This window comes from Thomasclavelia sp., assembly GCF_047249845.1.
In the GTDB taxonomy this organism is placed as follows: Bacteria; Bacillota_I; Bacilli_A; order Erysipelotrichales; family Coprobacillaceae; genus Thomasclavelia.
Window position 1 is genome coordinate 1 of sequence record NZ_JBKTWO010000035.1, and the last position, 14,627, is coordinate 14,627.

Annotated in this window: 13 protein-coding genes; 1 reads left to right on the top strand and 12 read right to left on the bottom strand. The window is 29.6% G+C overall.

What is annotated here, in order from left to right; all coding sequences use genetic code 11:
* Nucleotides 1-16: 16 nt before the first annotated feature.
* The 8 genes from ACLR9T_RS09500 to ACLR9T_RS09535 form a co-directional block, all read right to left on the bottom strand.
* Nucleotides 17-613, bottom strand: a complete 597-nt coding sequence (locus ACLR9T_RS09500; RefSeq protein ID WP_413109304.1) for a V-type ATP synthase subunit E — start codon at nucleotides 611-613, stop codon at nucleotides 17-19.
* A 12-nt stretch (nucleotides 614-625) separates the two neighbouring features.
* Nucleotides 626-934 carry a V-type ATP synthase subunit F gene (locus tag ACLR9T_RS09505; protein WP_003537296.1) on the bottom strand — a complete coding sequence of 103 codons (309 nt, stop codon included), beginning with the start codon at nucleotides 932-934 and terminating at the stop codon, nucleotides 626-628.
* Between the two features lie 19 nt (nucleotides 935-953).
* Nucleotides 954-1,385: an ATP synthase subunit C gene (locus ACLR9T_RS09510; protein ID WP_413109305.1), complete on the bottom strand. Its 432-nt coding sequence runs from the start codon at nucleotides 1,383-1,385 to the stop codon at nucleotides 954-956.
* Nucleotides 1,386-1,405: 20 nt separating this feature from the next.
* A complete protein-coding gene (locus ACLR9T_RS09515; RefSeq protein ID WP_413109306.1) occupies nucleotides 1,406-3,298 on the bottom strand; it encodes a V-type ATP synthase subunit I in 1,893 nt (630 codons plus the stop codon).
* 12 nt (nucleotides 3,299-3,310) lie between these two features.
* Nucleotides 3,311-4,672, bottom strand: coding sequence for a hypothetical protein (locus ACLR9T_RS09520; protein WP_413109307.1), 1,362 nt, complete (start codon nucleotides 4,670-4,672; stop codon nucleotides 3,311-3,313).
* A 13-nt stretch (nucleotides 4,673-4,685) separates the two neighbouring features.
* Complete coding sequence (locus tag ACLR9T_RS09525; protein ID WP_003537292.1) at nucleotides 4,686-5,717, bottom strand: V0D/AC39 family V-type ATPase subunit; 1,032 nt, start codon at nucleotides 5,715-5,717, stop codon at nucleotides 4,686-4,688.
* A gap of 12 nt (nucleotides 5,718-5,729) precedes the next feature.
* A complete protein-coding gene (locus tag ACLR9T_RS09530; protein WP_413109308.1) occupies nucleotides 5,730-6,038 on the bottom strand; it encodes a hypothetical protein in 309 nt (102 codons plus the stop codon).
* Between the two features lie 224 nt (nucleotides 6,039-6,262).
* Entirely contained in the window at nucleotides 6,263-6,724 is a 462-nt protein-coding gene (locus ACLR9T_RS09535) for a DUF2798 domain-containing protein (protein WP_413109309.1), read from the bottom strand.
* A 217-nt stretch (nucleotides 6,725-6,941) separates the two neighbouring features.
* Between ACLR9T_RS09535 and ACLR9T_RS09540 the strand changes: the two genes are divergently transcribed.
* A complete protein-coding gene (locus tag ACLR9T_RS09540) occupies nucleotides 6,942-8,690 on the top strand; it encodes an aminopeptidase P family N-terminal domain-containing protein (RefSeq protein WP_413109310.1) in 1,749 nt (582 codons plus the stop codon).
* A gap of 102 nt (nucleotides 8,691-8,792) precedes the next feature.
* On the opposite strand, the gene nrdG is transcribed toward ACLR9T_RS09540, so the two are convergent.
* The 4 genes from nrdG to ACLR9T_RS09560 all read right to left on the bottom strand — a co-directional run bounded on the left by nrdG (nucleotide 8,793) and on the right by ACLR9T_RS09560 (nucleotide 14,624).
* A complete protein-coding gene (nrdG, locus tag ACLR9T_RS09545; protein ID WP_413109311.1) occupies nucleotides 8,793-9,308 on the bottom strand; it encodes an anaerobic ribonucleoside-triphosphate reductase activating protein in 516 nt (171 codons plus the stop codon).
* Nucleotides 9,308-11,608, bottom strand: coding sequence for an anaerobic ribonucleoside triphosphate reductase (locus tag ACLR9T_RS09550; protein WP_413109312.1), 2,301 nt, complete (start codon nucleotides 11,606-11,608; stop codon nucleotides 9,308-9,310). The genes nrdG and ACLR9T_RS09550 overlap by 1 nt, the downstream gene beginning before the upstream one ends.
* Before the next feature lie 96 nt (nucleotides 11,609-11,704).
* Nucleotides 11,705-13,336 carry a DUF4080 domain-containing protein gene (locus ACLR9T_RS09555; protein WP_413109313.1) on the bottom strand — a complete coding sequence of 544 codons (1,632 nt, stop codon included), beginning with the start codon at nucleotides 13,334-13,336 and terminating at the stop codon, nucleotides 11,705-11,707.
* Between the two features lie 40 nt (nucleotides 13,337-13,376).
* Complete coding sequence (locus ACLR9T_RS09560; protein ID WP_413109314.1) at nucleotides 13,377-14,624, bottom strand: M15 family metallopeptidase; 1,248 nt, start codon at nucleotides 14,622-14,624, stop codon at nucleotides 13,377-13,379.
* Nucleotides 14,625-14,627: the final 3 nt, after the last annotated feature.

Here is a 14,627-nt window from a genome sequence, read left to right on the forward strand (position 1 = left end):
TATATTAACCCCCTGTCTATTTAATCATTAATCCTGATGTTTTATAGAACCAATCTTTTTGGTTTTCTAAAGCAAAGTCTAATGATTCATCAACAACAACATTAGTCGCCTTATTTTCAATAATAAAGCCACCAATTAAAATCTTATCACTAACCTCGACTTCTATAGACATACCATACGCTTTAATTAATTCATCTTTATACTTCATATCTACTTTTCTTAATTTAAGAGTCGAATTTTCCATCTGGTATAATTTACCAATCTCTTCTATATGTTTAATTAGATATGTTTTATAATCTTTACTATTTACAAACTCTACTAATTTTTCTTTAGCTTCACTAAAGATATTAGTAACATATTCATCTCTTTTTTCAACCAATCTCTTTGTCTTTTCTTCTTGTGATAAAGAAGCCTCAACACTAGCATTTGAAGAAATTTCAACTAATTCCTTAGCTAATAATGCTTCTGCATCTTTTTTAGCTTCAGCCTTGATTTGGTTATACGCCTCTTCTTCAAGCTGTTTTGCTTCTGTTAATATTTTTTCTTCTTCAAGACTTGCTAGTCTTTCAATCTCTTCTTTCATATAAAGAAATACTTGTTCTTTCTTTTCCATAGCATTCCCCTTCTATAACTTCACACCAATTGCTTCTGAAACATATTTGTCAATCGTTTCACCAATTTTTGATTCACCATGACGGTCTGGTATTTCAACAAGCAATGGTTTTTGTTGTTTTAACTTGATTTCTGAGATAACATCAGGCGCAAGTTCAATTAAGTTAGTAGTAATTAAGATGATTCCAATTGAATCATCTTTTAATTTTGTTTCTAGTAATTCAAGAAACTCTCTTCTTTTATGAACTACCTGGCCTTCAATCCCTACTAATCTAAGTCCTACCTGGGTATCGACGTTATCACTAATACAATAAAATCGCATAATGATCACATTCTTTCAATTAAATTTTGTTGATAATCAAGATTGAAATTAATAATCCGTAAATCGCAACCCCTTCACCTAAAGCAACAAAGATCAATGATTTACCAAAGTTCTTTTCATTTTCAGAGAATGCTCCAATTGCAGCAGGTGCAGCAGCAGCAACAGCAATCCCTGCACCTAAAGCAGATAAACCTGTAGCTAAAGCAGCAGCTAAGAAACCTAAACCTTGAGCAATTGTTCCAGTGATTACAGCTGTTTCTTCAGCGTATACACCGTTAGTTACAGCAGCTAAATATAATGCTAAACATACTGCTCCAGCAAAACCGGCAATATGTGTTGCTAATCTAATCTTAGCACTCTTTACACTTACTTTTCCTTTAAACATTTTAACTAATGGTAAAGATAATAAAATAACTACTAATGCTGGTAAAATAAATTCTAAAACTGTCATAATGACTTCCTCCTCAACTTTTAATCCTCTTTAATAGTTCTAAATGGAATTCCATTTCCTTCATAGTATCTACTAAACATTTCATAGAATTCTAAACGTAAAACCTGAATTCCAACAATTAATCCTTCTAAGCACATTACAAAAATATTACCAAATATAATAACGGCTAGTTCACCAACACCACCGACCATTTCTGCCAATGTATATACAACCAACATCATTCCAGCATGAGATAAGACAAATCCTCCAACTCTTAAAAATGACATTGTGTTAGTGATAAAAGATAAGACTACTTCAAATAATTCAAAGAATCCTTCTACAAAAAACGCCCCAAAACCATTTGGAAACATTTCTTCATGCTCCTCAAATTTTCTAATTAATGGTTCTTTTAGAAAAATTAAAAATAACGGTACACCTATTAACACAATCACATATATTGCATTAACAAATCCAAGACCTAAAAACATATTTAATACTAAACCTAAAATAGAAATATAAAATATTAACCCACAAATTCCATTTTGACTCAGTATAGCCTCACCCATATTTTTCTTTTTAAAATTTAAGACAACATTAAATGCCATTGAAATGATAATTAATATAATTCCTAAACAAATTGCAGCAATCAATAATGTCATTGTATTATCAGGTGACATTGCATTAAACATCGGAATCAAAATTTCTTCATTTCCAAAAACCGATCCAAAAACAATTCCAAACAAAGTACTTGAGATTCCTAATCTAACACCTACAGCGCCCAATTGAAATCCAAACTTCTTATATGCAATAAAACCAACCAAAGATAAAATTATTCCTTGTCCAACATCTCCAAACATTATTCCGAATAATAAAGTATACGATAATGAAACCAATAACGTTGGATCTGCATCACTATATTTAGGAACACCATACATTTCTACGAACATTCGAAACGGTCGTGAAAACCAATTACTTTTAAGCAGTGTTGGTGGTGATAACCTAACATCACTATTTGCTGGTTTAACATCAACTGTTACTTTTTCTAAAGATTCAAAATCTTCTTTAAATTTTTTAACACTCCGAGCTGGTACAAAACCATTAACAGTGAGTTTATCCCCAATTACAACAACATATTTCTGCATAACAAAGACATCATTTAAATGCTTTGCAATCGTATAAATTTCATTAAGCTTATTTTGATCATTTGAAAACATCTTATCTATACGCATTTTTAATTTTTTACTTTGTTCTTTAGCCACATTAGCTTCTTCTTGTATCTCACTAATTGCAAGTTCTGGAGAACCATGAACAAATGCTGGAATATGAATTCGCTCAAAATATAACGATGAAAAGATATTATCAACTTCTGGTGCATCACTAGGTGTTGTTATATACATACACCAAGTATATTGATTATCATTATGAAAAGCTTTAAATACAAAAGGTAATGTTTCATAATAATCCAATTTTATAACATTATTTACTGGAATCTTTCCAAATCTTACTTGAAGATATTTACAACTAAATAAATCATCAAAATCCACATCAATATCTGCCACATGCTGTAACTGAATAATAGCTTCTTGATTTTCAATAATCATTTGGTCCAATTGAACCTTAACCGCATCAATACGTTCAACATCAAGTAATAAATCATCTAAATATTCTTTAACCCGTAATACATTAATCTGATTTGTTTTTACTGGTACTTCTTCTAATTTAAAATGATATTTATTTGACGCATCATTTAACCGAACCAAGATTTCTTCATATAGATTATCTTGATTATAAACACTAAGTCCTGTTACACTATCAATGAACTTAGAGGCTAATTCGGGATGAAAATCATCATGGCTAAAAAGCTTTAATAAAACTTCATTATAACGATACTTATCAAAATTAATACTCACTAAGTTTAATCTTGAAATTGCCATTCTATCCCTCCTCTATATTTTAATTGACTTTCGCGTAACTTTTTTAGCAATAATTAAAATAATTATTGCAATAATCCAAACACTAAATCCAAATAAAAATGTATGAATAACATGTAGTGGTAAATTAGCTAATGGCTGATATAATTCAATTTGATAGAATACTGTTCCATAAAACAATCCGCCAATTAAAATTGCAGCACCAATTCGTTTCAACATGCCTCCAAAATTATTTGTTCTTTTAATCGTAAATAGGAATCCCAATACTACTAATAATACTCCTACACCAATATCACCAACACAAACGGCTCCAATAACCATTGTTATTATAGCCACAAAGATAGTTGGATCAAAAGTATCACCAAGTGTTACACTTAATATATTTTCAAATGGCTTAAAAAATGAATTATTCTTAACTAGTACTGGAGCAACAATATTTCTATTTTCATAAATATTTACAGGTAATTCCATTACCTTAACACTATCTATATCTTCAAACATTGTTTCAATTTCTTTTAAATCATAACTGCTAAAAGTATAAATAGATGCTTTCTGTGAAAAATCTACAACATAACGACATTGATCATATAATCTTTTTAAATTATATAATCTCGTAAAAGTATCTAGCAGTTTTATCTTATAGTTATTTCTAACATCATCTAATTTAGAATCCATTTTATTAATATATTTTTCCATAGCAATTGATTCTTCTGTCAACTCATCAATTGCTTCATGAATCTTTCCATGAGCAAAATCTGGTAAAGTAATTTGTTCAAAAGACATTGAAGAAAAAGCATTATCTATTTCTGAAATACTACTTGTAAGTCCTGCATAAGCGATCCATACATACTGTTTTGAACGATTCAACTCTTTAAAGATAAACTCATAGTCTCGATAATATTGAATCTTAGTAAACTCATTTACAGGAATTTTTCCAAACCGACAAGTTATATATTTTGTATTTTTAACATCATCTACACTTATCCTAGACTCTTCTAAATTCTTTAATAAAATGATGGCTTCATCATTTTCCTCTTTTTCCTTAATAATTCCTTCTTTAATATTAACAATATTATCAACTTCATCATTAATTTCATCTATTAACTTATTTACATTATGCAAATTAATTTCTTTAAATTCATTATCCTGTACATTACTTTCAAGATTTAAACGACTTAAAATGTGATAAATATTATCTAGTGGCTCATTATACGGATTAACAGCATCCATAACTGATACCCCTTTAACATTATTTGCTATTTTTTTAGAATCTTGAGGAAACATTTCATCTTGATACTCGGTCATCTTAATTAGCATTTTCATCAAATCTTTATGTTCAAAGGAAATATTAAAGAAATGTGTTTTTATAATAGCCATTCATTAATCCCTCCTATGCAAAGATCAGCATCTCTTCAATACTAGATGCATCTCGTCCATATCTAATTCCCTCAATAATATGTTTTAGATTATCAACCTCTACCTTTTGTAAGATTGAATATGTTAAATATACTAACGGTGCGTTACTAGAAAAACGCATATATCTTTTAGCGATATTATATCTAACTTCTTCAACATAATATTCGATATAAGCATAGTCTTTATCACCTAAATACAGCTTATATTTAGAATTAGCTAATAATTCCATCAATTCTTTTGCACTACGAGCTTCAATTAATGTATCCAACATTGATGAAGACATTCGACAATGCTCTAAATATAAAGAATTTTTAATTGTTTCATTCGATTCTTTAAAATATTTTTTGAATCGATAGATCTTCGTAATATTAATCAACTCAATCGATGTCGATAAAATATCTAATAATTCTTTTTGTTCTTTACCCTTAAAATTCTTTTTAATGGCAGCCACATAAGTACTATAAAATAGTGATTTCATCTGACGTTCTAAAGCATTAATATCAATCGGTGCTGTAAAATCAAAATCAGCTAATATTTTATAATACCTAGTATCTCTTAAATATGTTACTAGATCCTTATAGTTATCAACATTGATCAATCCATAAATATTGAAACTCATTTTGCTTGCTAAATAATCAGGTATCTCCAAAGAAAAACTCGCTTGATCTTTTTCTTTAATACTGACAACCTTATCAACAATCAATTGAACCTCAATTCCAATGACCTCTTGGCTATAGAAATCTTGATTCTTTTTTGGTGCATACTTCATTAATCTCGCACAACGTTCAAAGTATTCTTTATTTAAAGCAGCCTCTACTTGGCGACGGTGAACGTTACGGACATTAATATCTTCTAAAACACCACTATACTTTGTTTGCGATTTTAAGTATGTTACCATCTCACTAAGTGACTGTTTCCGGCATAGATCACTATAACCTTCCTCACCAATGCGGTATCCATACATCGCTTTAGCCTTAGCACATAGTGCATTTGACGATAAAGCCATATCTTCACCTTCTTACTTTAAACATCTTTCAACAATTTCTTTAACCCATTTATCTTTATTTTGACTATAAAGATTTTCTAATTTAATTACTATATCATTATAATCTTGATCAAGCTGTTTAGCTTCCTCTTGATTCTTATTCATCAATTCAGCTTTATGTTCCTCAATCTTTTTGTTTTGCTCAGCGACAAAACCTTCATATATCTCTTTCCTTTTCTCATTCATGTTGGTCTGTGCATCTAATTTCTTTACTTTTGCAGCCTCAACACGTTCGACACATTTACGGTCTATTTCTACTAACCTTTGAATTACATCATCCATAGTATAAGCCCCCTTTGCCTGAAATAAGTATACTCCTATATTTTAAAAATGCAACGATAATAATCTATCAATTCAAAAAAATGAGTATTTTCGCTATAACCCTAGTAACACAAGGAATTACAGTGATTAATTGGACTTTATTTATTATAACCATTTTAAAATAATATAAAGTACTTTTAACCATAACTATTATAGCTCTTTACTTTCTAAAAGCATTAGACAATTTAAGCAATTTGTCTAGTAAATAAAATATTAAAAATACTACGAATAAATGGTCCAGCAATAAACAATTGCAACGGTAAAGCAATTAAAAAATTTTTAGGAATATTTTCTAACCATACAATTAATGTATAATCACCAATCCCAAATTGTTCAATTGCTCCATATAAAGACATACAAATAACCATTCCAACTACCATACAAAATGATACTATAATAATCTTAATAATTACTTTACTATCATTTTTTACTATTTTAAAAGCAAATTTCTTTGCAATTTTTGCAACAATAAACCAATCACAAAGAATTGCAATTAAATAACTAACTGGAAATCCTAACCAGGCTTCTTTTAAAGCTTCACCCGATATTCCTACTTGTAAACTGATATTAAAAGCACTCATCCAAAATACCATAAAAGCACACATAAACATCGTAAAAACTAAACTTTCTTTTTTATTTGTTGGCATTAATTTTTCCTCCTTTTAAAAACAAAAAGTCAGCAAATAAAACTATAACTTTCGCTACAATCTTTGTCAACTGACTTAATCATCACTACCATTATTTTGTGATATTCTCTTAATGCATTAATATCGTATCATAAAAAAATTTTTTATGTAAGTTTTTTTTATATTCATTGAGACATCTAATTACTTATGATAAAGTAATACTAGTGAGGTTATAAAAATGATAAAAGAAAATATTGTAAAAATCCAAACATTAATGAAAGAAAAAGGAATTGATATTTATATCATCCCAACTAGTGATTTTCATCAAAGTGAATACGTTGGTGAATACTTTAGAGGACGTGAATTTTTATCTGGTTTTACTGGTTCAGCAGGTACTTTAGTAATTAGTTTAACTGAAGCACTTCTCTGGACTGATGGCCGCTATTTCATTCAGGCTGAACACCAATTAGAAGGCAGCAACATTACTCTAATGAAAATGGGTATGCCTGGTGTTCCTACTATTAAAGAATATCTTGATCAAAATGTTGATAAAATAGTAGGATTTGATGGACGAGTAATGTCATATCAAGAAGCTGCTGATTTAAATAATAAGTTGATTACTAATATTGACTTAGTTGACGAAATTTGGAAAGAACGTCCTAACATTTCTCATCAGCCAGCCTATATTTATGATGAAAAATACTGTGGTGAATCACGTAGCTCAAAACTTGAACGACTTCGCCAGGCAATGGACGATTGTCAACATCATATTATTACCAGCTTAGATGATATTGTATGGTTATTCAATATCCGAGGAAGTGATGTAGACTGCAATCCTGTGGTTCTGTCTTATGCTTTAATTAACCAGGATAATGCTATTTTATACGTTCAAGAAGGTGTTATTGATGTTAAAACTGAAACTATCTTAAAAAGAGATGGTATTATTATCAAAGGCTATTATGATATTTATGAGGATGTTAAAAAATTAACTGGTAAAGTATTATTGGATGACCAAATTGTCAACTACCAAATCTTTAACAACTTAACTTGTGAAATAAAAATAGCACCAAATCCAACTCAACATTTCAAAGCAATTAAAAATGAAGTTGAAATTAACGCTACAAAAAACGCTCATATCAAAGATGGTGTAGCCATGACTAAGTTTATGTATTGGTTAAAAACTAATGTTGGAAAAATTGAATTAGACGAAGTAACTATTTCTGATAAATTAGCTACATTTAGAAAAGAACAAAACGAATTCTTTGATCTAAGTTTCGACACTATATGTGGTTATAAAGCTAATGCTGCACTGATGCATTATAAAGCAGAACGAAATAATTGTGCTAAAGTTACTAACGAAGGGTTATTATTAATTGATTCTGGAGGGCAATATCTAGATGGTACGATCGATACTACAAGAACATTCGTCTTAGGTCCTATCAGTGACATCGAACGTCGTGATTATACAATTGCTTTAAAAGCGATGTTTAGATTACAAACAGCTCATTTTTTAGCTGGAACTACTGGTCCTAATTTAGACCTATTAGCTCGAGGAATTGTTTATGAATATAACCTTGATTATCGTTGTGGAACAGGACATGGTGTAGGCCACTTCTTAAACGTTCACGAAGGTCCTAATGGTTTTAGACCCCATGACCGTCCTGGATTTGCAAAAATGTGTGCATTTGAACCAGGTATGATCACAACTGATGAACCAGGAATTTATATTGAAAACAGTCATGGAGTTCGTCATGAAAATGAATTACTATGTGTCGAAGTAACAACTAATGAATATGGTCAATTTCTAAAATTCGAACCAATTACAATGGTTCCATTCGATTTAGATGGTCTAGATTTAAATTTATTATCTGATCATGAAATTAAACAGATAAATGAGTATCAACAATTAGTCTTTGAACATCTTTCTCCATTTTTAACAAATGAAGAAAGGTCATGGTTACAAACAAATCTATTAATAAAAAAATAAGCATATAGCAATACCCAATAAATCTAATAAATTTATTGGGTATTTTCATATAGTCTTATCTTTTTAAATTATCAAAAACAGATTATCTATTTATAATATTATCTATATCATAATCTCGTTATACTCATTAACATCATATTCAATGACCTTTGCTTGTCTTAATGACTCTTGAATATTTATTAACCTTTGATTAGATGACCCTCGATATAATAGCGATAAACTTTTTTTATCCTGCTCAAATTTACCATCAATCAACATATCACAAAGTTCTAATAAAGATTTCATTTTTGAATCTTTAACAATCTGTTCAAATGTAAAACCACTATAAATCACAATACTTAAACCACGTTGTTTAACTTCCTTACAGATTTCTATTAATGGCTCTATCTGAAGCATTGGTTCACCACCTGAAAGCGTAATTCCATCTAATAAAGGATTTTCATCAATTTCAATAATGATCTCATTAATATCTTTCAGATATCCACCATTAATATCATGACTTTTAGGATTATGACATCCCATACATTTATGATAACAACCTTGCGTAAAAATAGTATATCTCAAGCCCGGTCCATCAACAATTGAATCATTGGCTGTTCCAAACAAACGAATCTTCATTATTGCATACCATGCTTAACTCGATCATGTTCCTCAGCCTTTTTACCATCATTGAAACGGTCTAAAGTACCAACTAAATACCCAGTAATACGACGAATTCTTTCAAAACCATGATGCTCTTCTTCAGTTCTACCACAAAGCGGACAAACATCATCAATAATTCCATTATAACCGCAAACCGGATCACGATCAACTGGGTGGTTTATAGCCCCATAACCAATACCATTATCATGCATTGCACGAACAACTTTTTCAAATGCAGCTAAATTTTTGGTTGGATCACCATCCATTTCTACATAACTGATATGACCGCCATTAGTTAAAGCATGATACGGTCCTTCTAACTGTATTTTCTTAAAAGCACTGATTGGATAATATACAGGTATATGAAAACTATTCGTATAATAATCACGATCTGTAACACCTTCTAACTCACCAAATAATTTCTTATCCATTTTTACAAATCTACCAGATAATCCTTCAGCAGGTGTTGCAATCAAACTAAAATTCAATTGATATTTTTCACTGGCTGTTTCCATTGCTTTAGACATATGTTCAACAATTTGTAATCCTAAAACTTGTGCTTTTTCACTTTCACCATGATGAACACCTATTAAAGCTTTTAAAGTCTCAGCTAATCCAATAAATCCAACCGTTAATGTACCATGTTTTAAAACCTCTCTTACTTCATCATCTGGTTTTAGATTATCACTATCAAGCCAAACACCTTGTCCCATTAAAAAAGGATAATTTCTTACTTTGCGTCGACATTGAATTTCAAAACGTTCTAATAATTGATCAACACATAGATCTAGCATTTTATCAAGTTTATCAAAAAACTCATTAACATCTCCATTTGAACGAATTGCTAATCTTGGTAAATTTATCGAAGTGAAACTTAAATTTCCACGTCCAAAACTTATTTCGTTATCTTTATCACATATATTTGCCATTACTCTTGTCCGACACCCCATATATGCAATTTCTGTTTCTGGAGTTCCTTTATAATATTGTAAGTTAAATGGAGCGTCAACAAATGAAAAATTTGGAAATAAACGTTTAGCTGAAGTCTTACATGCTAATTTAAATAAATCATAATTTGGTTCCCCTTCATTATAATTTATACCTTCTTTCACTCTAAAGATTTGAATTGGAAAAATTGGTGTTTCCCCATGTCCTAATCCTGCTTCAGTAGCTAATAAAATATTACGCATCACCATTCTACCTTCACTTGATGTATCCATACCATAATTTATAGAGCTAAATGGTACTTGAGCTCCCGCTCTTGAATGCATAGTATTCAAATTATGTATAAAAGCTTCCATCGCTTGATATGTTTCTTTATCTGTTTCTTTATATGCACTAGAAGTAGCAAAATCAATAATTTCATCAATAAACTGATTTACATTATTTTTAACTAATATCTCTTTTAATCTTTGATTAAAATCATCATTAAAATCAAGAGTCGGCTTTAAGCGCATCTCCCCTTTAACTCTAACCACAATTTCATCTCCATCAAGTTTTGCAAGTAAAGTAATTGCTCTACTAAGATTATAATAAAAATGTTTTATATATGATTTAGCAACTCCTGGTGCCATACCATAATCAAAATTAGGAATAGCTTGTCCACCATGTTGATCATTTTGATTTGATTGGATTGCAATACATGCAAGAGCTGCATATACACTAATACTATTAGGCTCTCTTAAAACCCCATGACCTGTAGAAAAACCATTTTTAAATAATTTAACTATATCTATTTGACAACAAGTAGTTGTAAGAGTTAAAAAATCCATATCATGAATATGAATATCCCCATTGATATGTGCACGAGCATGCTTAGGATTTAATACAAACATCTCATTAAACTGTTTTGCTGCTTCCGTTCCATACTTTAACATTGTCCCCATTGGAGCATCAGCATTGACATTAGCATTTTCTCTTTTTAAATCACTATCTTTACTATCTGCAAACGTTATTTCTTCAAATGTTTTCATTAACCGTGAACGCATATCTCTTTCACGAGTACGATTAGCACGATATAGGATATAAGCCTTAGCTACGCGAACATATCCTTGTTCAATCAGTACCTCTTCAACAGTATCCTGAACTAATTCGACCGTAGGTAGAGCACTTTTTTTCATTTCTAATTTATTTTCTACTATTTCTGCTATTTTAATTGCAGTTTTTAATTCATACTTATCGCTAGTTGCCTCAAAAGCCTTATATATAGCACCTGCTATTTTATCTAGTTCAAAAGGAACCAAACGCCCATCTCTTTTTCTAATATTTTCTATCATATATTTTCCTCCACGCATTATTAGTATATCTTACTTATTGTAAAAAATCATTTAAAACACTCTATCACCCAATAATATTTAACCCTAAGATAATAACTATATCTTAGGGTATTTGTTAATAACTGCTTGATAATTTTTATATGTTGCTACTAAATAATAATCATCCAATTCCTCAATAATACTATATCTAAATAGATCCTCTTGATTTAAATCATACTCCTTAATCAATTTATGCATTATTTTTCTACTAGTTTCTTTATTTAATGTTGTTTTCCACCATCTCTTTGGTTTAACTTTTGTTAGACGTAAATAATCTTCAATCAAATCATTTAAATATTCACCATTAAAATAACTATTCAAATATTTAAACAACTCATCATTTTGATAATTGATATGCTTATAATTTTGCTTTTTATAATAATTACCTAGATCTAAAAAGAAATAAAAAGGTGAATCAATTTGTCTCATAACCTTATTCATTGTAATTGGCATTTTACCACTATTCCAATACTTTTCCAACATATCTTCAACAATATGAATCTTATTAATGTCCTCTTTTGTTAAATCATTACTAGCAACTAATTCGTAAGGAGGATTTTTGTCATATATATATCCATATTTCTCAGCATCTTTTCTTAGACTTGTTCCACGAAGCAGTTTTAAAAAACCAAGTTGTAGTTCTTTAGGATAAAAACTAAAGACATCATCAAAAGATTTAGCAAACCTATCTAGATTTTCTAAAGGCAATCCTGCAATTAAATCTAAATGAAAATCTATTTTATGATTAGTTTGTAATTGTTTAATAACTTCACTTAATCGTGTAAAATCTTGATATCTTTTAACTATTTCATTTGTGGGTTCATAAGTTGATTGAATTCCGATTTCAAATCGCAACAAACCTTCAGGCGCAGATTTATTAATATAATTAATTATTCTTTGATCCAAGACATCCCCATTGATTTCAAATTGAAATTGTATTCCTGGACGATAATGTTGAAAAATAAATTCCAGAATTGCTAGAGCATGCTCTGTTTTAGCATTAAAACTTCGATCTAATAACTTAATTATTTTAACATCAGTAGCCATCAATAATTCTAACTGCCTTTTTAAATAATCAAGACTAAAAAAGCGTAACCCTTTTTCTAAAGACGATAAACAATACTGACATTGGTATGGACACCCTCGACTAGTTTCAAAATACAGCACTCTCTTTGATATATCTGCTAAATCGCGTTTTAATAAATACGGTGAATCAAGAGATTCAAGATATTTTAAATCAACAGGAACTGTTTGATGATAATCCCGATTATTTCTACTACTAACCCCCTGGATAGATATCCCTTTCTTATTTTCTAAACAATCTAATAATTGTTTAAAAGCAATCTCGCCTTCACCACTAATTAAATAATCTATTTCATAATTATCTAAAAAATAATCTATTTCATAACTAACTTCTGGCCCCCCAAAAATAATAATTAAATTTTGATTTATATTTTTTAATTTAATACATAATTCCTTAATTAATTCAACATTCCAAATATAAACACTAAACGCAACTATTTGTACTTTCCTTGCAATAATATCAGCAGTAATTTTATCAAGATCTTCTTTTATCGTATATTCAACAAAATCAACATCATGATAATCTTTAGTGGCAACATATAAAAGACGTAATGACAATGATTTGTGAATATATTTTGAATTTAAAGTCGTAATTAATGTTTTCATTTATTCACCCCATTAAAATAATCTAGAGAAATTCCCTAGATTATTGTTTCTTTACTTTTGGCATAACATTATTATATAAACAATATTCCTCAAAAGTCCAACCCTTTTCTACTATTTGCTTAGCTACATCTTCACCAACATAACGTAAATGCCATGGTTCATGAGCAATTCCAGTAATACTATCAGTACCATCTTCAAAACGAATTATAAAACCAAATTTAGCACAATTTTTTACAACCCATTTATATTCATCTGTATCCCCAAAAGTAATTTTCTTTCCTTCAACAACACTTTGTGATGTTAAATCTATCCCTAACCCAGTTTGATGTTCACTAGCTCCAGGTTGAGCAACATATTCATTTGCATACTTAGTATTATAACGTCTTACAAAATCTGCCATTGTATCAACCTGTGTTTGATATGAACGATAAGCGCTGTTTAATACCAACTCTAATCCTTCTTTTTGAGCTGCTTTATACATTTTTGTTAAAGCAGTTGACGTTTCTTTAGTCATCTTTGGATTTTCACAATCAGGTGCTACAGGTATTTCAGGATCAACTAAATTTGGTTCATAATTTTCTGGTAAATAAAAACCTTTTTTTACCAATGTTAATAAATTATCAGGATTAGTTATAGTATATTTTTCTTTTGGTTCACCATTACTTGATATAATGAATGGATAATTAGTAATACAAACAGCGTAATTATAGTCCTTATATATATTATATGCATTAATATAAGATTCTATATTTTGAAGTTGATACCCCTTCACTTTACGATAAGGTGTAATATCCTTAGCGGTGTATTTATGATCGATCAAATATTGAAAATCATTTTGTGATGCACCTTCATTAATTAAGTTCCAAATTAATTTTTCATTATATCCCATACTTTTTAACTTAGGAACTTGATTTATAAATAAATCATCAATATATTCAACAACATCGACATACTTCATCTTTTTATTCATTCCCAAATACTTTTCATACTCATCATATAAAGTAACTTTAGGAGATCCTTTGATCCAATTAACAATATGTTCCATTTTGGGATGTGATAAAATTTCTTCCTCATCATCTTTTGGTAAAGATAGAATTTCATTTGTTTGAGAAAAAGAATAGCCTTTCACTAATAATTTAATTCGACTCAAATTAAAAAAAACTAATAAACCAACAATTAAAGATATAGCAACAACAGCTACAATAACAACTCGACCTACTTTTAAACGACTCTTATGACCATTATTATATGAACTATAATACGAATAGTCTCTTCTTCTTTTAAACATTAC